This window comes from Bartonella gliris (assembly GCF_045277155.1).
Taxonomy (GTDB): Bacteria; Pseudomonadota; Alphaproteobacteria; order Rhizobiales; family Rhizobiaceae; genus Bartonella; species Bartonella gliris.
This window is the reverse complement of sequence record NZ_CP123962.1, coordinates 940,386-966,700: the sequence shown is the minus strand read 5'-3', so window position 1 is coordinate 966,700 and position 26,315 is coordinate 940,386. Positions and strand designations below refer to the sequence as shown.

Annotated in this window: 20 protein-coding genes; 17 read left to right on the top strand and 3 right to left on the bottom strand. The window is 39.1% G+C overall.

All coding sequences use genetic code 11. The features are described 5' to 3' along the window. The first annotated feature begins 70 nt into the window (after positions 1–70). The 8 genes from QHG54_RS04360 to QHG54_RS04325 all read left to right on the top strand — a co-directional run bounded on the left by QHG54_RS04360 (position 71) and on the right by QHG54_RS04325 (position 12,108). Positions 71–1,459 (top strand): dipeptidase, encoded by a 1,389-nt coding sequence (locus tag QHG54_RS04360; protein ID WP_317992809.1) that lies wholly within the window; start codon positions 71–73, stop codon positions 1,457–1,459. After that, the gene (locus QHG54_RS04355; RefSeq protein ID WP_406604515.1) at positions 1,456–2,076 is read left to right on the top strand and encodes a ribonuclease D; all 621 of its coding nucleotides are present in this window, start codon (positions 1,456–1,458) and stop codon (positions 2,074–2,076) included. The genes QHG54_RS04360 and QHG54_RS04355 overlap by 4 nt, the downstream gene beginning before the upstream one ends. Positions 2,077–2,691: 615 nt before the next feature. Beyond that, positions 2,692–2,991 carry a hypothetical protein gene (locus tag QHG54_RS04350; protein WP_317992811.1) on the top strand — a complete coding sequence of 100 codons (300 nt, stop codon included), beginning with the start codon at positions 2,692–2,694 and terminating at the stop codon, positions 2,989–2,991. Between the two features lie 1,047 nt (positions 2,992–4,038). Beyond that, positions 4,039–4,872: an outer membrane protein gene (locus tag QHG54_RS04345; RefSeq protein WP_406604514.1), complete on the top strand. Its 834-nt coding sequence runs from the start codon at positions 4,039–4,041 to the stop codon at positions 4,870–4,872. 340 nt (positions 4,873–5,212) lie between these two features. Next, positions 5,213–6,277: a porin gene (locus QHG54_RS04340; protein WP_406604513.1), complete on the top strand. Its 1,065-nt coding sequence runs from the start codon at positions 5,213–5,215 to the stop codon at positions 6,275–6,277. A 155-nt stretch (positions 6,278–6,432) separates the two neighbouring features. After that, positions 6,433–8,160 (top strand): outer membrane protein, encoded by a 1,728-nt coding sequence (locus QHG54_RS04335; RefSeq protein ID WP_406604512.1) that lies wholly within the window; start codon positions 6,433–6,435, stop codon positions 8,158–8,160. 251 nt (positions 8,161–8,411) lie between these two features. Beyond that, positions 8,412–11,327, top strand: coding sequence for an isoleucine--tRNA ligase (ileS, locus tag QHG54_RS04330; RefSeq protein WP_406604511.1), 2,916 nt, complete (start codon positions 8,412–8,414; stop codon positions 11,325–11,327). A 202-nt stretch (positions 11,328–11,529) separates the two neighbouring features. Continuing rightward, positions 11,530–12,108 (top strand): hypothetical protein, encoded by a 579-nt coding sequence (locus tag QHG54_RS04325; protein WP_317992816.1) that lies wholly within the window; start codon positions 11,530–11,532, stop codon positions 12,106–12,108. Between the two features lie 61 nt (positions 12,109–12,169). Here QHG54_RS04325 and QHG54_RS04320 read toward each other — a convergent pair whose 3' ends face one another. Further along, positions 12,170–12,616: a nucleoside deaminase gene (locus QHG54_RS04320; protein WP_317992817.1), complete on the bottom strand. Its 447-nt coding sequence runs from the start codon at positions 12,614–12,616 to the stop codon at positions 12,170–12,172. 267 nt (positions 12,617–12,883) lie between these two features. Here QHG54_RS04320 and QHG54_RS04315 point away from each other — a divergent pair, with 267 nt between their 5' ends. The 9 genes from QHG54_RS04315 (at position 12,884) to lpxK (ending at position 24,064) form a co-directional block, all read left to right on the top strand. Continuing rightward, positions 12,884–14,287 (top strand): pseudouridine synthase, encoded by a 1,404-nt coding sequence (locus QHG54_RS04315; protein ID WP_406604535.1) that lies wholly within the window; start codon positions 12,884–12,886, stop codon positions 14,285–14,287. Continuing rightward, complete coding sequence (gene rsmD, locus QHG54_RS04310; RefSeq protein ID WP_317992818.1) at positions 14,268–14,825, top strand: 16S rRNA (guanine(966)-N(2))-methyltransferase RsmD; 558 nt, start codon at positions 14,268–14,270, stop codon at positions 14,823–14,825. The genes QHG54_RS04315 and rsmD overlap by 20 nt, the downstream gene beginning before the upstream one ends. Before the next feature lie 604 nt (positions 14,826–15,429). Next, positions 15,430–15,849, top strand: coding sequence for an EVE domain-containing protein (locus tag QHG54_RS04305; RefSeq protein ID WP_317992819.1), 420 nt, complete (start codon positions 15,430–15,432; stop codon positions 15,847–15,849). A gap of 460 nt (positions 15,850–16,309) precedes the next feature. Next, positions 16,310–16,759 carry a hypothetical protein gene (locus QHG54_RS04300; protein WP_406604510.1) on the top strand — a complete coding sequence of 150 codons (450 nt, stop codon included), beginning with the start codon at positions 16,310–16,312 and terminating at the stop codon, positions 16,757–16,759. Positions 16,760–18,494: 1,735 nt separating this feature from the next. Further along, positions 18,495–19,826 carry a TldD/PmbA family protein gene (locus QHG54_RS04295; RefSeq protein WP_317994016.1) on the top strand — a complete coding sequence of 444 codons (1,332 nt, stop codon included), beginning with the start codon at positions 18,495–18,497 and terminating at the stop codon, positions 19,824–19,826. Then, positions 19,813–20,616, top strand: coding sequence for a 3'(2'),5'-bisphosphate nucleotidase CysQ (locus QHG54_RS04290; RefSeq protein WP_406604509.1), 804 nt, complete (start codon positions 19,813–19,815; stop codon positions 20,614–20,616). Before QHG54_RS04295 ends, QHG54_RS04290 begins: the two co-directional genes overlap by 14 nt. A gap of 45 nt (positions 20,617–20,661) precedes the next feature. Beyond that, the gene (locus tag QHG54_RS04285) at positions 20,662–20,907 is read left to right on the top strand and encodes a DUF4170 domain-containing protein (protein ID WP_317992822.1); all 246 of its coding nucleotides are present in this window, start codon (positions 20,662–20,664) and stop codon (positions 20,905–20,907) included. An 828-nt stretch (positions 20,908–21,735) separates the two neighbouring features. Continuing rightward, positions 21,736–23,055 (top strand): lipid IV(A) 3-deoxy-D-manno-octulosonic acid transferase, encoded by a 1,320-nt coding sequence (gene waaA, locus QHG54_RS04280; RefSeq protein WP_317992823.1) that lies wholly within the window; start codon positions 21,736–21,738, stop codon positions 23,053–23,055. Further along, positions 23,045–24,064: a tetraacyldisaccharide 4'-kinase gene (gene lpxK / locus QHG54_RS04275; RefSeq protein WP_406604508.1), complete on the top strand. Its 1,020-nt coding sequence runs from the start codon at positions 23,045–23,047 to the stop codon at positions 24,062–24,064. Before waaA ends, lpxK begins: the two co-directional genes overlap by 11 nt. Before the next feature lie 41 nt (positions 24,065–24,105). On the opposite strand, the gene QHG54_RS04270 is transcribed toward lpxK, so the two are convergent. Together QHG54_RS04270 and mutL are read right to left on the bottom strand one after the other, a co-directional pair. Continuing rightward, entirely contained in the window at positions 24,106–24,342 is a 237-nt protein-coding gene (locus tag QHG54_RS04270; RefSeq protein ID WP_317992825.1) for a DUF2093 domain-containing protein, read from the bottom strand. A 114-nt stretch (positions 24,343–24,456) separates the two neighbouring features. Further along, on the bottom strand, positions 24,457–26,301 hold the full coding sequence (gene mutL, locus QHG54_RS04265; RefSeq protein WP_317992826.1) for a DNA mismatch repair endonuclease MutL: 1,845 nt from the start codon (positions 26,299–26,301) through the stop codon (positions 24,457–24,459). Positions 26,302–26,315 lie beyond the last annotated feature (14 nt).

Genomic DNA, 26,315 nt, shown 5'->3' with positions numbered 1-26,315 from the left:
CTCTTGCAAAATCCTACAAGAGGCTTAAAGTCACATTTACAATTACATAAGGCTTGGGAGGTTTTTTTTTATGCTAAATAAAGTACTAACACATCTTGATGAGAATATAGAAAAGAGCCTTGAACGCCTTTTTTCTCTTTTGCGTTTTCAATCGATTTCAACAGATTCGGCTTATAAGGATGAGTGTCGTAAAGCAGCTGATTGGCTAGTAGAAGATTTAAAAAGCATTGGTTTTGAGGCTTCACGTCGTGAGACGCCAGGTCATCCAGTGGTCGTTGGACATCATCCAGGACCTTCAGATGATTGTTTACATGTTTTGTTTTACGGACATTACGATGTTCAACCTGTTGATCCACTGAGTTTATGGGAGGATGATCCATTTACACCTTCTTTAAAAGAGAGAGATGGAGAGAAAGTTATTTGTGCTCGTGGAGCTTCAGATGATAAAGGCCAGCTCATGACTTTTATTGAAGCATGTCGTGCGTTTAAGAAAGAAATGGGGCATCTTCCTGTTAAAGTTACCATTTTAATTGAAGGTGAAGAAGAATGTGCTTCTCCTTCCCTTGTTCCTTTTTTGCAAGCGAATAGTGATGAGTTGAGGGCTGATTGTGCATTGGTTTGTGACACGTCGATGTGGGATGCAGATACACCATCTATTGCTCTTTCTCTTCGGGGAATTATGGCAGAAGAGATTATTATCACAGCAGCTAATCGTGATTTGCATTCTGGTTATTTTGGAGGAGTAGCAGCTAATCCCATTCGTATTTTAGCTAAGGTTTTAGAAGGACTTCATGACGAAAATAATAGGGTAACAATTCCTGGTTTTTATGATGGCGTAGAAGAAACACCTCCACATATTTTGCAATCATGGAATGAGCTTAATTGCACTGCTGAAAACTTTCTTGGTCCTATAGGCCTTTCCGTTCCTTTTGGGGAAAAAGGGCGGAGCATTCTAGAACAAGTATGGGCGCGTCCTACAGCAGAAATCAATGGTATTAGTGGAGGCTATGAAGGAGAAGGGGTTAAAACGGTTATTGCTTCTCAGGCAAGTGCAAAAATATCATGTCGTTTAGTACATAAACAAGATCCAGAGAAAATACGTCAAGCCTTTCGTGAGTATGTGCGCAGTCTTATTCCTGCTGACTGTACAGTGACATTTAAGAATCACGGTTCTTCTCCAGCAATGCAGCTTCCTTATGATTCATCTTTTATCAAGTTGGCAAAGGATGCTTTATCACAAGAGTGGGAAGTTCCTGCTGTATTGGCAGCTATGGGTGGGTCGATTCCAGTTGTAGCAGACTTCCAATCAATTCTTGATATGGAAAGTATTTTGGTTGGTTTTGCATTGGCTGATGACCGTATTCATTCGCCTAATGAAAAATATAATTTAAAATCATTTCATAAAGGGCAGCGGTCTTGGGCGCGTATTCTTGCAGCTTTAGCAAAGGAGGGTAAATGACAGAGATCCGCGTTCATCAAGGTGATTTACCAAACTTAGATAATTATCAAATTGATGCTGTTGCTATTGATACTGAAACTTTAGGATTACAACCACATCGTGATCGTTTATGTGTTGTTCAGCTTTCTTCTGGAGATGGTACTGCTGACGTTATACAGATTGCTAAAGGACAAAAGAGTGCTCCCAATTTGGTTAAATTGCTTGAAGATAAAGCAATCACCAAAATATTTCATTTTGGGCGTTTTGATCTTGCTATTTTAGCGCATACATTTGGCGTTATGCCAGATGTTGTTTTTTGTACAAAGATTGCCTCAAGGCTCACCCGTACCTACACGGATCGTCATGGATTAAAAGAAATTTGTAGTGAATTGCTAAATGTTAATCTTTCTAAGCAGCAACAGTCTTCAGATTGGGCAGCAGAAGTTTTATCGCGTGCGCAAATTGAATATGCTGCATCGGATGTTTTATATTTGCATCGTTTAAAAGATGTATTTGAAGAACGTTTAAAGCGTGAAGAGCGGGAAAATATTGCGAAGGCATGTTTTGAATTTTTGCCTATGAGGGCAAAACTTGATCTTTTAGGATGGTCAGAGGTTGATATTTTTGCGCATAGCTGAGTTTAAAAGCTTGCTTTTAAATCTGGGGGTAAAGAGAATTATTAATGCGACAGAAGAAATGCCCATAATCTATGGGCATTTACTTTTTTTATTCTTTCATCTGTTTTAATTACTAGGTTTTATGACAAAATTCTTATGGGGTGAGTGCTCTTTAATTTGGAGATTGCACAATAAAAGTACATTTATTACATGTCATTTTTTGTGTTTGTAATTGTTTTATTTTTTAAGGTTAACAAAAAAGAGATAGACAGTTTGATGGGGATGGTAGCAGAAAAACAGGAGTAATAGTGCTACAGAGAAGCTTCTTTATTGGAGCAGTCGAAATTGCATCGTGAGTATACTGAGTGAAATATTCCTGCTAGAGAAGTACGTTGGTAAACACTCGTTTAGTTTATTTTATATATGATGATGCATTGTTTTCTTTATGAGATACAAAACGAGTAATTTCTGCGTTAGCATAGCTTAAAATATCTATTTATTTTAAAGTCCCAGCACTAAAAATTCGGTTTTGCAAGCGATTCATTTTATTACCTATAACCCCATCACTTTTCTATGGAAGTTTAAAGTGAGCGCACTATGTAAAATCCATTATGGATATTATGTGGAGATAGATCTATGAAAATGATATATTTTATTACAGCTTGTGCTACTTTTGCTTCAATTTCTTTGGCTCAGGCAGCGAGTTTGATAGCTACTCAAAAGCTCCGAGAAGGAGGTCCTTCTTCTAAAAGTGTTTTTTCTGATGCACAGACGGGAAATCTTTTAGGTGAAGTTTTACGAACGAAATTCTCTTCTATTAGTAAGCATCAACGGGAACAAGCTGCTCAATTGGTACCGGTATCATCTCCGACTAAAAAAAGAGGAAAACCAAGAGGACGCCCAAAATTATCCTCCCGAGGTCCGGTGAGTTTTTAGTAAGCTAAAGAAGCAATATTAAGATGTGGTGTCTACTCTCGGTCATCAGTGAATTCGTAGAATTTGGGTGTTTTGCTCGCTTAAAAGTGCAGTTTTGGCACTTTTAAGTTGGACTTTTAGTTTTGATCGGTTTGTGGTGACGGAGGGTATCATTCATGTAAGAGAAGAGGTAGGTATCTCAATTGGGATTAAATGATGCGTGAGGGGTGATAGGGATAGTAATGCAGAGTACAAAATCCGTGTTTTTGTAGGTGAGTAATCAGTAGATGTTGGCTTATTGGCGATTTAACATGTTGCGTTGTATTTCTAATGAGTTTTTATTTTTTATAGCCGAGTGTGTTATTTTTACTACAGCAGTTTAAGGGTGATGCCTGTTTTCTCATTTGCAGAGTTTATACCTCAGTTTTTTGCCTTCAGCGGTTAATTTTTAGATATTGTGGTTTAGTTTAAAAGCTTAAAACAAAGGGCAAAACATTATGTAAGACTGCGCAGATTCTCTGGAAAAAGATTTTCTAGAGTGTAGGAATAAGCAGAAGGTAAATATAGTAAGATTTCAAAATAATGAATTGCGGAGAGTATTTATTCAAAGAAAAAAAGAGCCATAGTCACGAGGCGGGATACGGTTATTACGGTTATGTTGAAGTCTATGTGTTGTTAGTGATGTAGTTTATGCCTAGAGGCGTGTTTCTTTTTTAGTTGACTAACAGGCCAAGCTATTGAATCGGGCAATACGATAGGTAAGACCAAAGATGTTTTTCGTATACATTTATCGGGGGCATTGCATTTTGCAATGATTGACAGTGTTCTTACAAACGGAGAGGGTTTTTATTTGGGCTTTTTGAGAAGACCATAAAGAACAGCATTGGATTTTATAAGATTTATGTGGCAGCAGAACTTACCAATATTACAAATCAAAAAACTAAAAGGGGAGGGCTTTGGCAGATTGCTTGTTTTTTTAATGGGTGTATCATTTTTACTACAGATATCTAGAGTGGGGGCTCTATATGAGGCTGTGTGTTCAAATATCAGCTATGTATGGAGAAAATTATGAATATAAAATGGTTAATAACAGCTTCTGCTTTTGCGTTTGTTTCAGCTTCAGCAGCGCAGGCAGCAGATGTTATGGTTTCCCCTCAGCCTACACCAGTTACTCCTGTTATTGTTCCTTCACCTTTTAGTTGGACGGGTTTTTATATTGGTGGTCAGATTGGTGGTTTTTCAAGTAAAACGAAAATGGATATTATCAGTAATGGAAAAACCATTCCAGTGAGTGATGACTTTTTGCCTAAACTGTCAGGTTTCGTGGGTGGTCTTTATGCTGGTTCCAATATTGATCTTGGCAATGGTCTTATTCTAGGTGTTGATACAGATATCATTTGGACTGATAAAAATGACACAAAAACGGGGAAAGCATATAAGATTGATAAAAATCATGTGGCATATATTACGAAGATGTTGGGCGACGCTGGGATTAAGATTGGTGAAAATGGACTCAAAGAGGGCAATAAACGAGTACACAGTTTTACTTTTAAAGAAAAGTGGGCTGGTGCTACACGGGTGCGTATCGGTTTTGCTGCTGAACGCATTATGCCTTATGTTGCTGGTGGTATTGCCTATACACAACTTCAAGATACCGCGTCGGTATCAATAATGGATAAGGATACAGGCAAAGTAATAGCTTCTGGTAACTTGTCTGATGAAACAAAGACATTTGTTGGCTACACTTTTGGTGCAGGTGTTGATTTAGCAATGACCGAGAATGTCATCGTGCGTGCAGAATATCGTTACTCAGACTTTGGTAAAAAGAAATTCTCAAACGATAAATATGAAACTTCTTACAAAACTAATGATTTTCGCGTTGGTGTAGCTTACAAATTTTAATGTATTATAAGCTTACATTAAGAAGAGGTTCCGTCTTTGGCGGAGCCTCATTTGTTTTTGTGTTGCTCTATTATCACATTGCTCATAGTATTATGCATGCTGCATGTTGTTATTCGTCGATTTTGGTAAAAGGGGGGTCGTAAATGAAAAGTAATGATTTAACTGTAATTTCAATGAATTAATTATATATAATTTACAATCTTTCGTGCAAAACAAAATTATTAAGAGGCTTTGTCTTCGAATGAAATCTCTATTTTATGTGACTGTGTCATTTTTACTACAGATTTTTTTTGCTCAAGTGTATAGCATCGCGTCATAAAATAAATGAGGAGCAAAATTTATGAATATAAAATCTTTAATGACGACCTCTGTTATCGCTTTGATTTCAGCTTCTGCGGCACAGGCAGCGGATGTTATCGTTCCACGTGAGGTCGCACCAGTTATTACTGCCCCAGCTTTTTCTTGGACAGGTTTTTATCTTGGTGCTCAAGTTGGAAACTTTTCGAGTAAGGTTGAGATAACTGACCCAGCTACAAAAAATAAACTTTTCAGTAAAGATGATACACCTAAGCCTTCTGGTTTCATGGGGGGCATTTATGCTGGTTCCAACGTAGATCTTGGAAATGGTCTCATTCTAGGTGTTGAAACGGATGCAGTTTGGGCTGACCGTGGAGAAACAAAATCACTCTCTTTCTTGAGCGGCGCTAACAGTGGCACTGGTACTGGTACTGGCACTGGTACTGGTACTGGCACTGGTACTGGCACTGGCACTGGTACTGGCACTCATACTGAGACAACTGGTGGTGGCACTCATACTGAGACAACTGGTGGTGGCACTCATACTGAGACAACTGGTGGTGGCACTCATACTGAGACAACTGGTGGTGGCACTCATACTGAGACAACTGGTGGTGGCACTCATACTGAGACAACTGCTGGTGGCACTCATACTGAGACAACTGCTGGTGGCACTCATACTGAGACAACTGCTACTAAAACTGCGCAGTTTACCAGAGTTAATGAAGCGGGTGTAACGCCTAAGGACACCTTTACTTTTAAAGAAAAATGGTCTGGTGCTACGCGGGTACGTATTGGTTTTGCCGCTGCTGATCGCATTATGCCTTATATTGCTGGTGGTATTGCTTATGCACAGATGCAAGGTGTTGCAGCTTCGGTAACAAAAGATGCATCGGGTAAAGAAACGTCTAAGAAAGAATTTGATAAAACCATGACAATGGTTGGTTATACCCTTGGTGGTGGTGTTGATTTCGCAATGACAGACAATGTTTTGTTGCGTGCTGAATACCGTTATTCAGATTTTGGTAAAAAGAAATTCAAAGATAGCACACCTGAATTTCACTACAAGACCAATGATTTCCGCGTTGGTGTAGCTTACAAATTCTAATTTAGTACAAAACTAAATTATTAATTATTAAGAGGCCTTGTCTTTGACGAGGCCTCTATTTTTTTGTGATTTTTTGTGAATGTGTCATTTTTACTACAGATTTTTTAAAATGGATGACCTATATACAATCCGTTTTGTATATTTGGAGATAATTTATGAACACGAAACGTTTAATATCGGCTTCTATTTTTGCTTTAATTTCAGCTTCTGCGGCGCAGGCAGCAGATGTGGTAATGCCTCATCAGCCAGCACGGACTGTTCCGTCAGCTGTTGTAGTTCCAGCTTTCACATGGACAGGTTTTTATTTCGGTGGCCAGGTTGGTCATTCTTCGGGTAAAATTGATATGAGTTTTGCTGGTAAGGAAAAAGGTATTCCCTTGAGTAAAGATTGGTCACCTAAACTTTCAGGTTTTGTAAGTGGTCTTTACACAGGTTCTAATATTGATCTCGGCGATAACTTCGTTTTTGGTATCGATACGGATTTAAATTGGTCTGGACAAAAACACACAAAGACTATCATTATAGGCAGGTCTGATACTGATCCAGTAGACAATTTGGTAACAAGATCTCGTAGATCAGCATCAGGGGATCCAGCATCACCATCAACAACAACACAACCAGCATCAACAACAACACAAACAGCATCAACAACAACACAAACAGCATCAGAGAAGCCAGCAGAAGCGAAGCCAGCAGCAGCGAAGCCAGCAGCAGCGAAGCCAGCAGCAGCGAAGCCAGCAGCAACGAAGCCAGCAGCAGCGAAGCCAGCAACACCACCAGCAACACCACCAGCAACACCACCAGCAACACCAAAAGTAGTGGAGTCAGCAGTATCAGGAACACCTGGAGCATCTGGAACACCTGGAACATCTGGAGCATCTGGAGCAGCAAGAGCATCTGGAGCATCTGGAACAGCAAGAGCATCTGGAGCATCTGGAGTACAAGGAACAGCTGGAAGATCTGGAGCGGAGTCAGTAGTAAGGCAAGTAACTCGAGTCGTGCCAGTAGTAACATCAGGTTCACTAGGAAGATCTGAACCAGTACAAGTAAAACTAGAAACAACGTCGTCACTGACAAGACCCGCATCAACAACACCTTCAACGGAATCAGTAGTTCCAGTAAGGACGCAGTCAGTAGGAACAACAGCAGAATCAGGAGGGGAATTAGTGTTAGCGCGATCCTCAACAACACCAACAACACCAGCACCAACAGCCTCTGCTAATGGGGCAGGAGGGGGTGTTCACAGTTATAATGGTGCACCTAATAATGGTGGTGGACATGGTTCTCATTCGCATGGTGCGTATAATGGAACTAGACACGGTGCTGGTAATAATCCACATCCCCATGGTAGTGGTGCTAATCCCCACGGTACCACTCCCCATGGTACACACAATGTGACTGGACGCAGTGCACAAGGCACACAAGCTGAAGATGAAAATGGTACTAGTGTATATGGTATAGAGCAAGTGAAGAAGGAGATTGCTGATCTTGGTCTGAACCAAGAGGGCAACGTTGAAACTTTAAGTCATACTTTAAAACAGAATTGGGTTGGTGCTACACGGGTACGTATTGGTTTTGCTGCTGATCGTATTATGCCTTATATTGCTGGCGGTATTGCTTATACGCAGCTCCAAGACACTGTATCAATATCATTTAAGAAACACGGTGAAGAAAAAAATTCTTCTAAGGAGTTAACCAATGAAACAAAAACAATGATTGGTTATACTCTTGGTGGTGGTGTTGATTTTGCAGTGACCGACAATGTTTTGGTACGTGCAGAATATCGTTACTCAGACTTTGGTAAAAAGAAATTTGCAAAGGAAAAACTTGAAATTAACTACAAAACCAATGATTTCCGTGTTGGTGTAGCTTACAAATTCTGATTTGTTGTAAGATTAAGTTATTAAGAGGCTCTGCCAGTGGTGGGGCCTTTATTTTTTTGAGAGAATTATTTTGGGGTTCCCTTTCGTGATAGTTTCATGATAAAGCCGATGAGACGTGATGATATATCTTCTTGATCACTGCTTAATATGAATTATTAGCTCGGCTTTTTCCATAGATAAAAAACAGAGCTATAAGATTCAAAAAAAGCTATGCAAAGTAAAATCGTAAAAGTGAACGGGAACATTTCACAATGAATGTGAAAAATGAAACAATAGATTATTCAAAAACTCTTTATCTACCGCAAACTAATTTTCCTATGCGTGCCGGTTTGCCGCAAAAAGAGCTTGAACTTATGGCACGATGGGAAGATATGGGGCTTTATGCCCTATTGCGCCAGCAAGCAAAAGACCGCCCACTTTTCATTCTTCATGATGGTCCACCTTATGCAAATGGCCATATTCATATCGGGCACGCTTTGAACAAAGTTTTAAAGGATGTAATTGTCCGTTCATTTCAAATGCGTGGTTTTAATGCAAATTATGTCCCTGGTTGGGACTGCCATGGACTTCCGATTGAATGGAAAATTGAAGAAAAATATCGTGCGCAAGGAAAAAATAAGGATGATGTGCCCCTTAACGAATTTCGTCAAGAATGCCGTGAATTCGCACAACATTGGATAACTGTGCAAAGTGAAGAATTTAAACGCCTTGGCGTTATTGGGGATTTTAACACTCCTTACACTACAATGGACTTTCATGCAGAAGCACGGATTGCTAGTGAATTGATGAAATTTGCTATGTCAGATCAGATTTATCGTGGTTCAAAGCCTGTGATGTGGTCTGTCGTGGAGCGTACGGCTTTAGCAGAGGCAGAGATTGAATATCATGATCATGAATCAGAGGTGATTTGGGTTAAATTTCCTGTTTTTGAAACAGATTCTAGTGATTTATATGGTGCTTATGTCGTGATTTGGACAACGACTCCATGGACAATTCCTGGTAATCGTGCAGTGAGTTATTCTTCGCAAATTTCTTACGGTGTTTACGAAGTTGAAAGCGCGGAAAATGAGTTTGGTCCTCAGGTAGGGGAAAAGCTTCTTTTTGCTGATGCTTTGGCTGTAAGTTGTGCAGAAAAAGCGAAACTTGTTTTGAAGCGTTTGCGTGTTGTTTCAGCTGATGAGCTTAAAACGCTCTTTCTTTCTCATCCATTAAAAGGTTTAGCTGGAGGTTATAATTATAAGATTGCGATGTTTGATGGTTCGCACGTAACAGAGAGTGCTGGTACAGGTTTTGTTCATACAGCACCTAGCCATGGACGTGAGGATTTTGAAATCTGGAATACTTATAAACCCCTCTTAGAGAAGGCTGGTATTGATTCGTCTATACCGTTTCCTGTTGATGATGCTGGTTTTTATACAAAGGATGCTCCTGGTTTTGGGCCAGACCGTAAAGAGGGGGCTGTGCGCGTTATTGATGATAATGGGAAAATGGGGTGTGCCAATAAAGAGGTTATTAATGCTTTAATTAAAGCAGATCGATTGTTTGCACGTGGTCGCTTAAAACATTCCTATCCTCATAGTTGGCGTTCGAAAAAACCTGTTATTTTCCGTAATACACCACAATGGTTTATTTCAATGGATAAAGATCTTGGCGATGGTTCGACCCTACGGAGCCGAGCTTTAGAGGCTGTTTCGATGACGCGTTTTGTGCCCTCTTCTGGTCAAAATCGTTTGGCTTCCATGATAGCAGATCGTCCTGATTGGGTCCTTTCTCGCCAGCGTGCTTGGGGTGTTCCAATTTGTATTTTTGCCAATGAGGATGGTATCGTTCTTAAAGATGAGCGCGTGAATGAGCGTATTTTGCAGGCTTTTGAAGCAGAAGGGGCGGATGCATGGTTTGCTGAAGGCGCACGCGAACGTTTTTTAGGTGAACGTGCCCATGAGCCTTGGATTCAAGTCTATGATATTCTTGATGTCTGGTTTGATTCTGGGGCAAGCCATAGTTTTGTACTAGAAGATCGGGCTGATTTGAAATGGCCTGCTGATATTTATTTTGAAGGATCTGATCAACATCGTGGGTGGTTTCAGTCTTCTCTTTTGGAAAGCTGTGGTACGCGCGCTTGTTCACCTTATAAGGCAGTGGTCACACACGGTTTTACTTTGGATGAGAATGGCAAGAAAATGTCTAAATCTTTGGGGAATACGGTTGTTCCGCAAGAGATTATTAAAACATCTGGTGCTGATATTTTTCGTCTTTGGGTAATGACGACTGATTATTGGGAAGATCAGCGTTTAGGTAAAAAAATTCTTCAGACGAATGTGGATTCATACCGTAAATTGCGTAATGCGATTCGCTGGATGCTTGGGACTCTCGCGCATGATGAAGGAGAAGAAATACCTTATTGTGCACTGCCCGATCTTGAAAAATTTATATTACATCGGCTTTTTGAACTCGATCAGTTGATTAATCAAGCCTATAACGAGTTTGATTTTAAGAAGATTATGCGCGCGTTATTGGATTTTTCGATCATTGAGTTATCGGCATTTTATTTTGATATCCGCAAAGACTCTCTTTATTGTGATGCACCTTCATCAAAAAAGCGCAAGGCTTCCTTGCAGGTTGTTCGTGAGATTTTTGAGCGTATGGTAACATGGCTTGCTCCAATGTTGCCTTTTACCATGGAAGAGGCGTGGCTAGAACGTTATCCAGAAAGTCATTCTGTGCATTTGGAACAATTTCGCTCTGCACCAAGGGAATGGCAGAACGAATCTTTGGCTGAACGTTGGAAAAAAGTCCGACAGGTCCGTAAAGTTGTGACAGGTGCTTTAGAGCTTGAACGCGCTGACAAACGTATTGGATCATCTTTAGAAGCAGCGCCTATTGTTTTTATTTCTAATCCGGTTTTACTGGAGGCGTTAGAAAATTTGGATATGGCGGAAATTTGTATCACCAGTGCTCTAACAATTACTCAGGATATACCGCCTTCGGATGCTTTTACTCTAAGCGATGTTGAAGGCGTTGGTGTATATCCGGAAAAGGCCTTGGGTACAAAATGTGCTCGATCATGGCGTTATACACAAGATGTTGGGAGTGATCCCGCTTATCCTGATGTATCTGCTCGCGATGCGGATACTTTGCGGGAATTGCAGATGCTTGGCAAAATTTGAAAAGTTTAGGATCAAAGGAAGAAATCCAAGATTATAAATAGCGTTATTAGTGTTTGAATTCTGCCATTGATGCGTAGGGTCTTTTATGATAGGGGTAGGCTCCGTTGTTTTATCTTTTGGGGGGTAATTTTGTGTGTAGGGTTGGTCTCCAATAAATCGCGGGAATATTTATCAGCCAGATACTTAGAAAAATGGATAAGCAGTGAAAAAACGTGAAGTAAAAATATTTTCAACGAGCATTTTGGGTATGTGCCTTGTCTTAACGGGATGTGGTTTATCTGCTCCTACCTATGGTACAGGTAAGCCGGCTTCGTTACAATTTTTTGAAGATGTTGCTAACATTACCTCGCTAACACCGACAAACAACACTAGTCAGATTGTTATGAAATCTCGTCCCAAACTTGTGATACCAAGCCCCGGTTCGCGCGTGATTTTACCACTACCTCAACAAGAGGTAGCACAGGAAGGCTCTTTTGCTGGAACAGCAACATTAAAGCAACATCCTAGTAGAGGGAGGAATTCTGTTCTTCCAAAAAAAGTGTCATCTATTGATGGTTCAGAAAATATTTCACGGTTGAATGCGAAGCAACGGCAGGAATATTTACGTCGCCAGAGAGCACAAGTTGGAAGTGCGGAGTATCGTCGGTATCTCACAGAGCCACCTTTAAGTTATCGTCAACCGGCAAAAACTGCGCCTGTTGGCCAACTGGGGAAAGACGAAGCATTAAAAGAGCGTGAGAGAAAAAGTGCTTCGAAAAGGGGTTCCGGTAAAAAAAGTTAGTGGTCTTTTTAAGGAAGCTTGATACTGTTTAAGATGTGTTGGATAAGAAGAGCAATTCTTTTTAACAGCGCTTTTGTGCAAAAAAATCTTTAAGCAGTTGAGCAGCTTCTTTTTCCTTGAAGCCAAGATAGACCTCAGGTCTGTGATGACAAGTTGGCTGTTGATAAAGGCGTGGACCATATTCTATGGCACCACCTTTTGGGTCGCTTGTTGCATAATAAAGGCGTCGTATGCGTGCAAATGAAATAGCTGCTGCACACATGGCACAAGGTTCAAGCGTTACATAAAGGTCACAATCAGGAAGTCTTTCGCTTTGGAGTGTTTCACAGGCCATACGGATAACGCGCATTTCTGCATGTCCTGTAGGATCATGTGGGGTTTTTGTATAATTACCAGCGCGTGCAATGACTTCTGCTCCGCGTGTGATGACTGCTCCTATAGGGACTTCATCTTTTTTTTTTGCCAATTGCGCTTCTAAAAGAGCTATTTCCATGGGAGTCAAAATCATAGTGTTTTTTCTACTGAAACCTAAAGAGCCAAAAGGTACATTCTTATATTCTTATAGAGAAATGCTTATAAAGTGAATAAGCCGTTATCATGCAGACATCACTTTTTTAAAATGTTTAAAACCGACTTGCAAGTAAATAGGTATATTATTGCTGTCAAAGGATAGAAAATGATAAATGATTATGCTACTCCCCCTTTTCAGGGTAAGCAATATAGTGCGTGTGAAAAATTTGCTGAACGTACTGGAAGAGGTTGGTGTGAAAAGCAAATGAACGAAAATAATGAAAGTGAGCGGATTGCAAAAAGATTAGCGCGTGCTGGTGTTGCATCACGGCGTGATGCAGAAATGATGATTGTCGCAGGTCGTGTTGTTGTTAATGGTACAGTTGTGACGACACCTGCTTTTAACGTTACACGCTCTGATGTTATTACAGTTGACGGTAAACCTTTATCTCCTATAGAACGAACCCGGTTATGGCTTTACCACAAACCGGCAGGACTTGTTACCACAACCCGTGATCCTGAAGGGAGACCAACAGTATTTGGCAATTTGCCGAAAGGAATGCCCCGTGTCCTTTCTGTAGGCAGGCTTGACATTAATACAGAAGGGCTTTTGTTGTTAACAAATGATGGTGGATTAGCACGTGTATTAGAGCTTCCGTTAACGGGATGGGTACGGAAATATCGGGTTCGTGCTCATGGAAGAGTGAAACAGAGTGCGCTTGAGAACCTTAAAAATGGCATTGCAATTAATGGTATTTTCTATGGTTCGATTGAGGCATCGATTGAACGTGAACAAGGTTCTAACATATGGCTTTCTGTGGCTTTGCGTGAAGGAAAAAATCGTGAAATAAAGAATGTTTTGGGCGCATTAGGATTATCGGTTAATCGTTTAATTCGTGTATCTTATGGTCCATTTCAGCTCTCTGACTTAGAAGAAGGAGCTGTTCGTGAGCTTAAAGGTCGGATATTACGTGATCAATTGGGTGAGCGTTTAATTATGCAAGCCAATGCAAATTTTGATGCTCCTATTTTTAAGCCATTTTCAAATTCTGCAGTTGTTCCGGAAAAAAGAAGTCATAAAGATCTTACTGTCACGAATGATGGCTGGATTTTTTCAAGTGGGAAAGATGCACAGCGTAGACAGAGAGGCGGCTCTCTTGAACACGGTCGAACACGATTGAGCACAAAGTCTGATGAAAAAGTTATGCGCAAAGATAAAAACGAGGGTGAAAAAGCAGAGCGGTTTTTGCCTCGTTCTCGCCGTTCTAATGTTTGGATGGCTCCTGGTGCACGTCCGCAGAGTACGCGTAAGAAGTCTTTCTATAGTGAGGATAATCCTCGTGATCAGAAAAGCGATTTGGCCGGTAAAAGATCTTTCCATAGAGGTAAAGAAAAACCGCCAGAAGGGCAGTTACGGAAGGATAAAGGCGTTAATTTTGACCAAAAACGGGGCAAAACATCTTATGGTGAGGCGCGTATTTCTGGCAAGAAGGATTATTTTTCTAAGAAAGAAGGGAAGGTTGTTAAAGAGGGGCATGATGGGCGTTCTTTTGAGAGTAAACGAAAGGCAAAATCATTTGATGGTGCCATGAAAAAATCTAAATCATATAGTGGTGGTGCAAAAACATCGAAGCGATTTGGAGGATCACGTGCGGGTCATCGGCGGTAAATTTGCTGGGCGTGTTTTGTTTTCGCCTCTTGATCAGTCGATTCGCCCAACGAGTGATCGTACGCGCGAAAGCCTTTTTAATATTCTTGCTAGTAGAGAAGAACAATTTTGGACAAACAAACGTATTCTTGATCTTTTTGCTGGTACGGGTGCCTTAGGCATTGAAGCGCTTTCTCGTGGTGCAAAAGCTGCTGTTTTTGTTGAAAACTCCGTTGAGGGACGTGGACTGATTCAAAAAAATATTGAATCTTTTGAATTACAGTCAATTGGGCGGATTTTGCGTCGTGATGCAACTAAACTTGGCAGTATTGGAACAATGCTTCCATTTGATGTTATTTGTGCCGATCCTCCTTATGGCTATTGTTTAGGTGAACGTGCTTTTGTGGAGGCCCTAAAAGGAGGGTGGGCAAAAGCTGGGGCACTTTTCGTGCTTGAAGAAAAGAAAGATGCGATTATCAATTTACCTGATGTGTTTTATCTAGACGATGAGCGTTTTTATGGTGATACAGCAATACGTTTCTATAAACTGCGATCATAGCTTTAGGCTCGAGAAAGATTTCATTTTTATCCAATAGAATGAAGAAAATTCATTTTACATAGCTTTTTCATTGCACTCTTCTTTTAGAGTGGGTTGCTTTGTTAACATAAACTACAGAGCAAAAAACCATAAAAACTTTATCTTTTCATCAAGAGTTTTGTGATTGTGCCAGATAAAATTATTTCTTCGTATATTACAGATTTTCTATGTCTTATGCCTTAAAAGGTATGACAAATATAGTGTGTGCTAGAAAGGGGTGAAAACGATGAAATGTATCTCTTTTAGAAAACAATGCACTAAAGAGTAGCTGATTTCTTAAGAAAGATTTTTTAGTAATCTTGAAATCTTCTCCTAACTCAACAGCTTTTTATCTGATCTTCTTTATCAAATATACTTTTCACTACAACAGTTATGACTCTTTTTGGTTAAATTTCTTTCAGTCATACAGTATTATTAAATGCTCATCAGCAATTGATCGATTTAATCTACTTGGCTCGTCTTTATACTCTCAATGGTGCAGAGTGTTTACCTTTGTTATTAAATAAATTTAAAAGAGATATTTCTCTTAGAGTAGAGTTCATTTTATGAAAGAGAAAATATAAAAATGAAACATTGGATAGCAGTGATTTCTCAAGCCCATGCACGCCTTGCAGCTAAATTTGGTTTTCTTCAAGTTTGTCACGGTAAGGCTTGGCCACTTCGAAAAACATCTAAGGGAGATGAAGTCTTCATTTACTGTCCGCGGTGCGAAATACGTTCTGGGAAGGTACTTCAAACAATAGAGTTTCAATGTATATTTAAAGATAACCACATTTATCAAGTGGAGCAGGATCCTAATTTTATGCCTTTTCGTAAAGATGTTATTTTTAATGAACAAGCACGCCCTGTTGTTTTAAAAGCGGTTCAAGGACTTGAATTATTAACCAATCCTCATTGGGGGATGTTAGCGCGACGAGGTTTTTTTGAAATTACAGCTTATGATGCAGCGCTCATTCGTGCAGCAATGGGCATTTCTAATGGTTGATGATTCAGTTTATTTTTGATCAAGCATCTAAAAAAAATTTTGAAAAACTTGAGTAGTTTTCTTTGATTAAAGCATAATCTGATATAATAGATTGGTGGCATCTTATTTCTTATAATATTTTTTGAGAATTCTTGTTTTTAGAGAGATGAGATCTTTGCTTATTATGTAAAGAAAGCGAAAAATATTCATTTTTATTCATGCTAGAGACAAGCAGGGAGAGGTCATACAATCAAGATTTTGGAATATGCAGCAATAGAAAAGAATATTTTAAATTTAAAATTTCTATTATACTAAATATTCACACGTTTAATAGGAGAGTATCACGTGTTAGTTTAATCACTACAGTGCAAATAAATTTCTGGAGAGGCTCAGTTGTTTATCACTTTTGTGAGCCTTAATGGTAATTTTATATTATCCTTTGTATACCTAAACGTCAATTATTTATAAAAAGGGGGGCTTAATGTTTCAATGGATATATAGCGAAGAAATTAATACAGAAGCAAGTGCTGAGCAAATTTGGGCTATGTGGGAAAACGTGACAACATGGCCTTGTTGGGATCACGAACTTGAGTGGGTAGAACTTTCTGGTGCTTTTAAAGTAGGGGCTGTAGGGAAAATGAAGCCTAAAAGAGGACCGAAAGTGACCTTTACACTTGATAAAGTTATAAAAAATGTTTGTTTTTCTGATTATGCTAGACTTCCTTTTACACGCATGATTTTCGATCATGAGTATATTCGTTCAACAAAATCTGGTTCTTCGAACAATAAAATTCGTCATACGGTAACTATGTCTGGCTTACTTGCTCCCTTATTTGGAGTCATTATTGGATCAAAAATTAAAATGCATCTTCGTAATGCAATGATGGAAATGAACCGCCGTGCTCTTATTGAAAACAAAACTCTTCTATAACTACGTTTATTCCCGAAGAAAATTGATATTTTTTCAAAAAGAGACGATGCAGGAGTTGTATTCAACATTAGAATCAAATCTTTGAGCCGTTGATATTTGACAAACCAATTATGTATCTGCGGGGTATTTCTTAGTTATTCGTTTAAATCTAATGAGACCCCTAGTATGGGATCGATTTTACACTAAAGCTCTTATAGAAATCATTTAGTTATATCTTATCCTATAAAGCGGATAGGTGCTTCTTTCTTTGAAAATGAGAGAGTTGTAAGTCGCTAATTTTACACTGCATAGGAGCTTACAAAGCCAAATAATTTCTTCTTTAGTTGCTCTTTTGAGAGCATAATTTAAAAGGCTCTAGGTAATAAAATAAGCTTAATTTCTATACCATAAAGATTGATGTGGTTTTATAGGATATATCTATTCAAAAAATAATTGTTTTTTATGTGCAAATGTTTGGTTACTGGCAAACACCTTTGTGGCTGTTAAAAAATTATGGACTATGATTCTTCTAAAATTAAGGGAGTAGACGCTCTTATTTGCAAATTGAATCAAGGGAGAGATATAATATTTGAGATTCCTCTAGAAGTTTCAATTCTTTATCATGAATTTGTTGCAAGATATTGATTTATAATGATAATTAATTGTTTTCATATTGAATGTGTCTCCGAAATATCGTAAAATTCTCTCATTTCAAACGTTCTTATATTGAATCAATCACAACTATTCTCTTGCACGTCACAAGCTAGGTTGGAGTGTGGAGAGAAAACTGTTTAAGAAAGGAATAAATATACCTCTTATGGGACTGTATCAATGCAAGAGCTTTCGCAACATTGAGAGCGGGTGGATATAGGTAAATATAATGATGGCATCAGCTTATGACAACATAGCACTAAGTATCGCCAATTTTAATAAACGGCTAAGGGAAAACGTGCCAATTTTTAAATGAAGATCTTTCTAGTAATCTTAGATTTGTGTTTTGAAAAGAGGCTGTTGATCAGGCTTTTTCTGTTTAATGACAAAGTAGACGATTAACTATGACACATATAGATAAAGGCAATATCCTATCATTTATGCGCAGAAGTATTCAGAAAGAATGCTATGATCATAATTTATTTTCGACAAATATATAAAGAAAGGGGCGGTGATGGTATTCTCCATACTCACGTAGCGTTAAAGAGATTTATAGCTGCTAATTTTGGTAAACTCATAACGAAAGAAAATATTTTTTATTCTGTCTACGATTTGTTTCATTCAAAATATTTGTGCTTGTGATAAGAGAGTTTATAAAAGCAAAGGAGTGTGACATATAGAATGAAGCATTTCCTTGATGCTTTCTTGCAAATTCAAGAATTCTATAGGGCAGATAACAGCAAGATTGGTTTAGCGCTTCAGTAGCAGAGGGACATGAGGTTTAGGTCATTCTTTGGTTATTTGAGTGTTTTAGAAATTGAGGTTAAAATCAAATGTTATTGCATGATCTTCTCTTGGTTTGATTGTAAGTGCGGATTTGGCTTGTGGAATGATAAAAGTGGATTGGCAAGGTTGAAGCCAAAAAAAATACAACATATTGTGCTTTTTCAAAAAAAAATTAAAAGAGAGATTTTTCGATTCATTGAAAAAAAGAGTGTATGGAGGGTGCATAATTTTTTATTAATAAGCATACGAGAATTACATTTTTGTATAGATTTTCCAAATTGCTTACCAATGTAAATGATTAATATTTGATGGAGCTATGATGACTGATAAGAACCAGATTGATAAAGCTGCTTCGTTGGTTGAATCGGCAAGGCGTTCTGGAGCAGATGCCGCTGATGCTGTTATTCTTCGCACGCATTCTACCCGTGTATCGGTTCGTTTGGGAAAAGTTGAATCGACAGAGGCTTCAGAGAGTAATGATTTTACATTGAGGGTTTTTGTTGGCAAGAAAGTAGCAAGTGTTTCTGCTAATTTGGCAGCTTATCCGCAAGAACTAGCAGAACGTGCTGTTGCGATGGCTAAAGCTTCTCCAGATAGTTTATTTGAAGGTTTGGCAGATAAAGAATATTTGGCTACGCATCCTAAAGACCTTGATCTTTTTGATCACTTTGTTCCAGACAGTCATTTTTTAACAGAAGATGCTTTGAAAATGGAAGCAGCAGCTCTTGATGTGAAAGGGGTAAGCAATTCTGCTGGAGCTGCAACATCTTATGGTCGTAGTGGATTTGTTCTTGTGACGAGTGATGGTTTCTGCGGGGATTATCGCTCTAGTTATTTTTCGCGTTCTTGCAGTGCGCTTGCTGGGGAAGGTACGGCGATGGAGCGAGATTATGATTACACAACTGCTTTACATTTTTCTGATTTAGAAGCACCAGAAACTGTAGGCAGAAATGCCGGCTTAGGTGCAGTTCGACGTTTGGGCGCAGTTCGAGCAGCGACTGGGGGAATTGATGTTATTTTTGATCCGCGTACAGCTCGTGGAATTGCTGGTCATATCGCCTGTATGGTTAATGGAGCATCTGTGGCTCGTAAAACAAGTCTTCTACAAAATTTTCTAGGCAAAGCAGTGATGAAACCTGATGTGAATGTGACAGATCAACCTTTACGATTGCGTGGAAATTCTTCTCGTCCTTTCGATGGTGAAGGAGTAGAGGGGCAAACATTAAATATTATTGAAAATGGTGTTTTAAAAAATTGGCTTCTTTCCTCATCTTCAGCGCGTGAGTTGGGTCTTAAAACCAATGGTCATGGCGTGCGTTCGGCATCGTTAGTTCAGCCGGCGAGTACAAATTTTGCTATTGAACCTGGTTTAGTATCACCTCATGATATAATAAAAAGTTTGCAGAGTGGTTTTTATGTTACAGAATTATTTGGCCATGGCATTGATTTTGTTACGGGTCAGTATAGTCGTGGCGCTTCCGGTTTTTGGATTGAAAATGGCGAAATTGCTTATCCAGTGAGTGAAGTAACGCTAGGTTCTGATTTGCTGCATATGTTAGCGCATTTAACGCCTGCGAGCGATATTGATCGGCGTTATGGTACAGCTGCTCCTACATTGTTAATTGAAGGGATGACACTTGCAGGCAAATAAGACGCATCATTCTTCTGATCTAAATCTTTTGCTTGATGTTTGTCGAGAGGCAGGCGACGTGGCAATGAAGTATTTTGGATGTGAATTGGACGTTTGGATCAAAGATGGCAATTCACCGGTCAGTGAGGCGGATTTTGCAGTGGATCACCTTTTAAAGGAAAGGCTTCTTAGAGCGCGTCCGAATTATGGATGGATTTCAGAAGAAACAAAAGATGATCGAGGACAACAGATCTATGAACGTTCCTTTGTGGTTGATCCTATTGATGGAACTCGTGGTTTTCTTTCTGGCAGTGTCTATTGGTGTGTTTCAATTGCCATTATTGAAAATGGGCGTCCTATCATAGGGGTTTTGCAGTGTCCGGCTCTGGGGGATACTTATGCAGCTGTTACTGGTGGAGGGGCGACATTAAATGGCATAAAGATTCCTCTTTTGGCATCTCAGGTTAATCGCAAATATAAGGTTTCGCTTGATAAATCGCTAGTGCAAAAGTTACCGGATGATTTTTGCAATCAAGTCAGTTTTTACCAATATATTCCTTCTCTTGCGTATCGTATTGTTCTTGTTGCTCAAGGTGAGATTGATATCGTTTTGGTTCGTCCGAATTGTCATGAATGGGATATTGCTGCTGCTGATCTTATTTTACAGGAATGTGGGGGATGTTTTTTACCACTTGATGCACCTTCTATATCTTACGGGATTGAACCTTATCAATATGGACTTTTAGTTGCTGGTAAAAATAATTGCTGTCAAAATATGATAGATATTGTTCGTCAAGCAAAGTTAGTTTAATCACATAAAAGCGCGCTAAAATCTCTGAATTATATGGAGGCACATATGATTGAAACCAACGAAAAAAAACAATACTTACATCTTGTATTTGGTGGGGAATTGAAAAATCTTAAGAGTAATCAATTTAAAAATCTGGATGATTTAGATGTGGTTGGTATTTTTCCAGATTACCAATCAGCGCAAGCGGCATGGCAGGCGAAAGCGCAGAGCAGTGTAGATAACGCATTGCAACGTTATTACATCTTAGATTTGCATAAGCTTCTTGATTCTGAAAGAGGTGATGCAGAGTAAAGTTTGAATCTTCGATTGTTATTTTCTTGGTTATGCGAATCCAGTAAGATTGAATTTTCTAGAGTTAATATCAGGATGAGTGAAATAATTCAGAAAAAGAAGCAGTGGCTTTAAAGCGTTTTTGGTGAGAGAAGTCTTTACCGATAAAGACATGGTTTGCAGAGTTTTTTGTTGTATAAGTAGGTTATTTGCGTTTTGTTAATAGACAAATCTCGGGTTAAGAATCTTAGATAATGTTGCGAAAGCACGGACATTGATAATCAATTTATTATCGTTTTTTTGTATGAGTGGCATATCATGGGTCTTTTCTTCGGTCTTAAAGTGAAGAAGTTTTTCCTATGTTTTCTTGTTCTGCTCATACAAGAATAAATCCAAAATTTGCAAAAAAGTGAGGACTTGAATTTGTGTGTGGTTCGAGGGGACGAGATAAAACGCATGATGTTAGTAAAAATGGGGAAGAATGTTATTAACTAAAATGCTCTTAAGTTTGGCAAAATATACTATGATTGCAGATATTTACGTGGAAAAACGTGTAAAATTGTGAAAGGAATTATTTTATTAGCCAAATTATTTACCTGCCCTATCATACTTTGTGTACATGCACTTTTATGGGGAAGAAAATTCTTGAAAAAAACATGGAATAAAACTGTGATTTTTTTCTTTTTGGATATCCAATTGATCTCATAAGTGAGGAATTTTTTATCTCCCAAAATGCGAAGAGTGTTTCACGAGAAGAAAAATGAATACAATGAACAGAACAGAGCTGATGAATCGTTGAACAAAAGAAGCTTATAATTGTTTCAAAACAGGTGAATGAGGTAATTTTAAATGTTAGAATTAAAGGCACGGGCGGCTCTTTTAATCTATCGGATGATTGGTTTTTTCTTGCGTCCTGTGATCCCTTTTTATTTGTTTTTTCGTGCTGTTCGTGGAAAAGAAGAGCGGAGTCGCCAAAAAGAACGTCTAGGTAAAAGCCATAAAGCACGTCCTCCAAGTCCATTAATTTGGTTACACGCAGCAAGTGTTGGAGAAACGCTTGCTCTTGTTCCGCTCATTAATTATATTTTATCATTGAAAATCAATATATTACTCACAACTTGTACTGTAACATCTTCTTCCCTTGTGAAAAAGCATTTTGGTAGTCGGTTAATTCATCAATATGCCCCGTTGGATTTAGACTTGGCAGTACGCCGTTTTATAAGCCATTGGAAGCCTGATTTAGCATTGATTTGTGAATCGGAAATTTGGCCTTTACGCATTAGAGAACTTGCCAAAATGCGTATTCCGCAGATTTTAGTTAATGCTCATATGTCGGAACGTTCTTTTAAAGCTTGGCAAAAACGGCGTGTTCTTGCTAGACATATTTTTAAGCATATTGACCTAGCCATTGCTCAGAACGAGAAAGATGTGTCTTATTTCCATGCGCTTGGGGTAAAATCTGTTGTGCTTTCTGGCAATCTGAAAGCTGATGTTTTTCTGGTTGAAGATAAAACAGTGCTTGCACGTTATCGGGATGCTATTGGTAATCGTCCAGTTTGGGCAGCTGTTTCAACCCATGAAGGAGAAGAGCAGATTGCTTTTGAGGTCCATAAGATTCTTAAAAAATATTTGCCAGATTTACTGACAATCATTGTGCCCCGTCATCCTGAACGTTTAGAAGATCTTATCAAGAAATGTGATAATAATTTGCGTTTCATTCGTAGGAGCGAAAACACTGTTCCAGATGCGAAGACAGAAATTTTGTGGGGGGATACGATTGGAGAAATGGGAATTTTTCTTCGCTTATCGAAAGTTGCTTTCCTTGGGAAGTCATTGTGTGCACACGGTGGACACAATCCATTGGAGTTGGCTTTGCGAGGTTCAGCTATTTTGACAGGGCCACATGTCTCAAATTTCGAAGAAATGTTTGAACAATTTTTAAAGTGTGATGCAGCATGTATGGTTCAAGATACAAAACAACTTGCTGTTCAGGTGTATAGGCTTTTAACAAATGAAGCATTACGGCAAGAAATGGTTGATAAAGCCAATGAAGTAGCGACAGCTATGGCAGGAGCACTCGAGCGCACATTAAAGGTTCTTGATCCATTTTTGCAACCCCTTATTATACAGACAAGTTTAAGGCAGCATCGGGGGAGATATGCATATTAGTGCCCCTCATTTTTGGTGGAAAAAAAGAAGTTTTTTACGTTTTTTATTAGCTCCAATTTCTTGGGTGTATGGTTATTTTTCTCGTGTCCGTATGACAAGGAAACCGCTTATTATTGATCTTCCGGTTTTATGTATTGGAAATTTTACATTGGGTGGTGCAGGAAAAACGCCTGTTGTCATTGCTTTTGCGCAAATAGCTAAAGAGCTTGGTTTAGTGCCTGGTATTGTATCGCGTGGTTATGGTGGGGCGGTTAAAAGGGTGCATCTTGTAAATGAGAAATGTGATAATGCGCGCGATGTTGGTGATGAGGCACTTTTACTTGCACGGCATGCTTTTGTTGCTATATCGCCAGACCGTTATGCGGCGGCACAACGGCTCAAGCAAGAAGGATGTAATCTTATTTTAATGGATGACGGATTTCAAAGCCGTCGTCTTTACATGGATTATGCGTTGCTCGTTGTCGATGCAATGCGTGGTTTGGGTAATGGAGCTGTTTTTCCAGCAGGGCCTTTGCGTGTACCCTTAAAAACACAGTTTTCTTTTATGGACAGTGTTTTATTGATTGGTCGTTCGGATGCGTGTGATAATCTCGCTTTTCTTGTTACTCGTACTGGAAAAGCTTTGCATCGTGCTTATCTTAAATCATTCGTATCTGATGAGGTTGCAGGAAAATCATTTTTGGCATTTTCAGGCATTGGCAATCCAGATAAATTTTTTAAATCCATTAAAGAACTGTCTGGTCATGTTGTGCAAGCTCACTCTTATCCTGACCATTATTTTTTTACCGACACTGATTTAACAAATCTTGCACAAAGGGCTAAAATGCATAATTTATGGTTGGCTACAACGGCTAAGGACTATACACGCATACAGACAAGTGGCGTGCAAAAAGATTTAAAAAATCTTATTGTATTTGATGTTAAAGTCGATTTTGTTCAAAAAGATTTTTGCCATATGCTCCTTGAGGAGGTTATGACCCGTTTTAGAGAACGCAAACACCTCTTTTAAATTGCACTTTTTAAGATGAGGGTTGAATTTATTTCAATTGGTTATTTTTTCTGTTTTTTTAACAATTGGCTGAGATATGGATTACATTCAAGTTCACGATGATAGGAAATTTCACAACTGGCATATGCTTCTTGGCGGTGATGATTCCAATACTTTAGATCGTCGATAGGAATTTTTTGTCCGCTGACAGCACAAAAGGTATAGGTCCCGTATTCTACGATTTTATATCCATTATTGGAATAATGGATTTTTGCTTCACGTTCATCGTTGGAAAACATTCTTTATATTCCCTTTTTATCTTTGTGAGAGATGATTGAAATAAAATGCCATAAGATACATTATAAAGTCGAGAGTGAATTAAAAAAATTCTTTTTTGCCAAAACGACGATAGCTTATTTTCTACCAAAAAGCCGCTCTATATCGGCTAATTTAAGTTCAATATAAGTAGGACGACCGTGATTACACGTGCCTGTATTGGGAGTTGCTTCTATTTGTCGTAACAGTGCATTCATTTCTTCAGGGCGCAAAAGACGACCTGATCGTATTGAACCGTGACAGGCCATAGTTGCTGCAACATAATCAAGCATTTCTTTTAAATTGTTTGTAGTATCATATTCAGCTGCTTCTTCTGCAAGATCCTTAATAAGGGCTTGTACGTTGATTTCTCCTAACATAGCAGGTGTTTCGCGCACAACGATTGCGCCAGGTCCAAATGGTTCTATACTCAATCCAAATTTCTGCAAAGCATCTTTGTGCGTTAAAAGGCATGTTGCATCTTCTTCAGAGAGTTCTACAATTTCAGGGATAAGCAACAATTGCGAAGAAAGCGGTTTAGAGTAAAGCGCATTTTTGAGTGCTTCATAAACCAGCCTTTCATGAGCAGCATGCTGATCAACAATTATCAAACTGTTTTGGGTTTGAGCAATAATATAGTTTTTATGGATTTGTGCCCTAGCAGCTCCAAGTGGATAATGTAATTCTTCCGATGAGGGTGGAGGGTTTGTCGTGCAGACATCACCACTTGGCATATCTAAACACTCCATAATTGGGGTGGTGTCTTCTCTTAAATTGACTGAACTTGCAGCGTCTAATGGTTTATGAATCATTGATGCGGATGTTGAAGCAAGCTGATGGTGCTGTGAGCTGTAAGAAAAAGGCCGATGAGTACTTTTAAAAGTTCCCAACGGTTGTGGTGCCTGAAATGCTGTCAACATTGCTTCAGAGCGTGTTGAAGTTGGACGAACCCCAGTCTTATGCAATGCTTCATGAATTGCCCCAATGATTAAACCGCGAATTAACCCTGGATCACGGAATCGCACATCGGCTTTGGTTGGGTGCACATTGACGTCCACATCAGCGGGTAGTAGATCAATAAAAAGGATGCATACAGGATGACGATCTCGAGCCATGAGGTCAGCATAGGCCCCTCGGATTGCTCCCCAAAGAAACTTATCGCGCACTGGACGCCCATTTACATAAGCAAATTGATGAAGGCTATTGCTACGGTTGAAGGATGGCAAACAAGCAAATCCACTCAAACGAACAGCTTCGCGTTCAGCATTAAGCACGATACTGTTGGGAGCGAATTCGTTTCCCATAATCTGTGTAATACGTTGTAATTGTCCTTGGGTATTATTTCCCGTAGCAGGTAATTCTATAGAAGTTCGGTCTGGGCCAGAAAGAGAAAAGCGGATATGTGGAAATGCAATAGCAATTCGTTTCATCATATCGGTAATGGCGTTTGTTTCAGCACGATCAGTTTTCATAAATTTTAGTCGTGCTGGAGTAACAAAGAAGAGGTCACGAACTTCAACGATAGTTCCGGGATTGGCGGCAGCTGGTTTGGGTCCGACAATTTTTCCTGCTGTGACAGCAATTTCAGCAGCACTTTCAGCGTGCTGCGTTCGTGAAATTAATTTGAGTTTAGCGACAGAACCAATAGAGGGTAAAGCTTCTCCTCTAAACCCTAGGAAGCAGATATTATGGACATCATCTGTAATTTTTGATGTACAATGGCGAGAAACCGCTAACGTTAACTGATCTGCAGGAATGCCACAGCCATTATCACTTACCTTTATAAAATTTTTTCCACCGTTTGCTGTGACAATTTCAATTCGAGTTGCTCCAGCGTCAATAGCATTTTCAACCAGTTCTTTGACAACATTTGCCGGTCGTTCAATAACTTCGCCAGCGGCAATTTGATTAATAATATTTTCGCTAAGATGGCGTATGATCATAATAAATTCTGAAC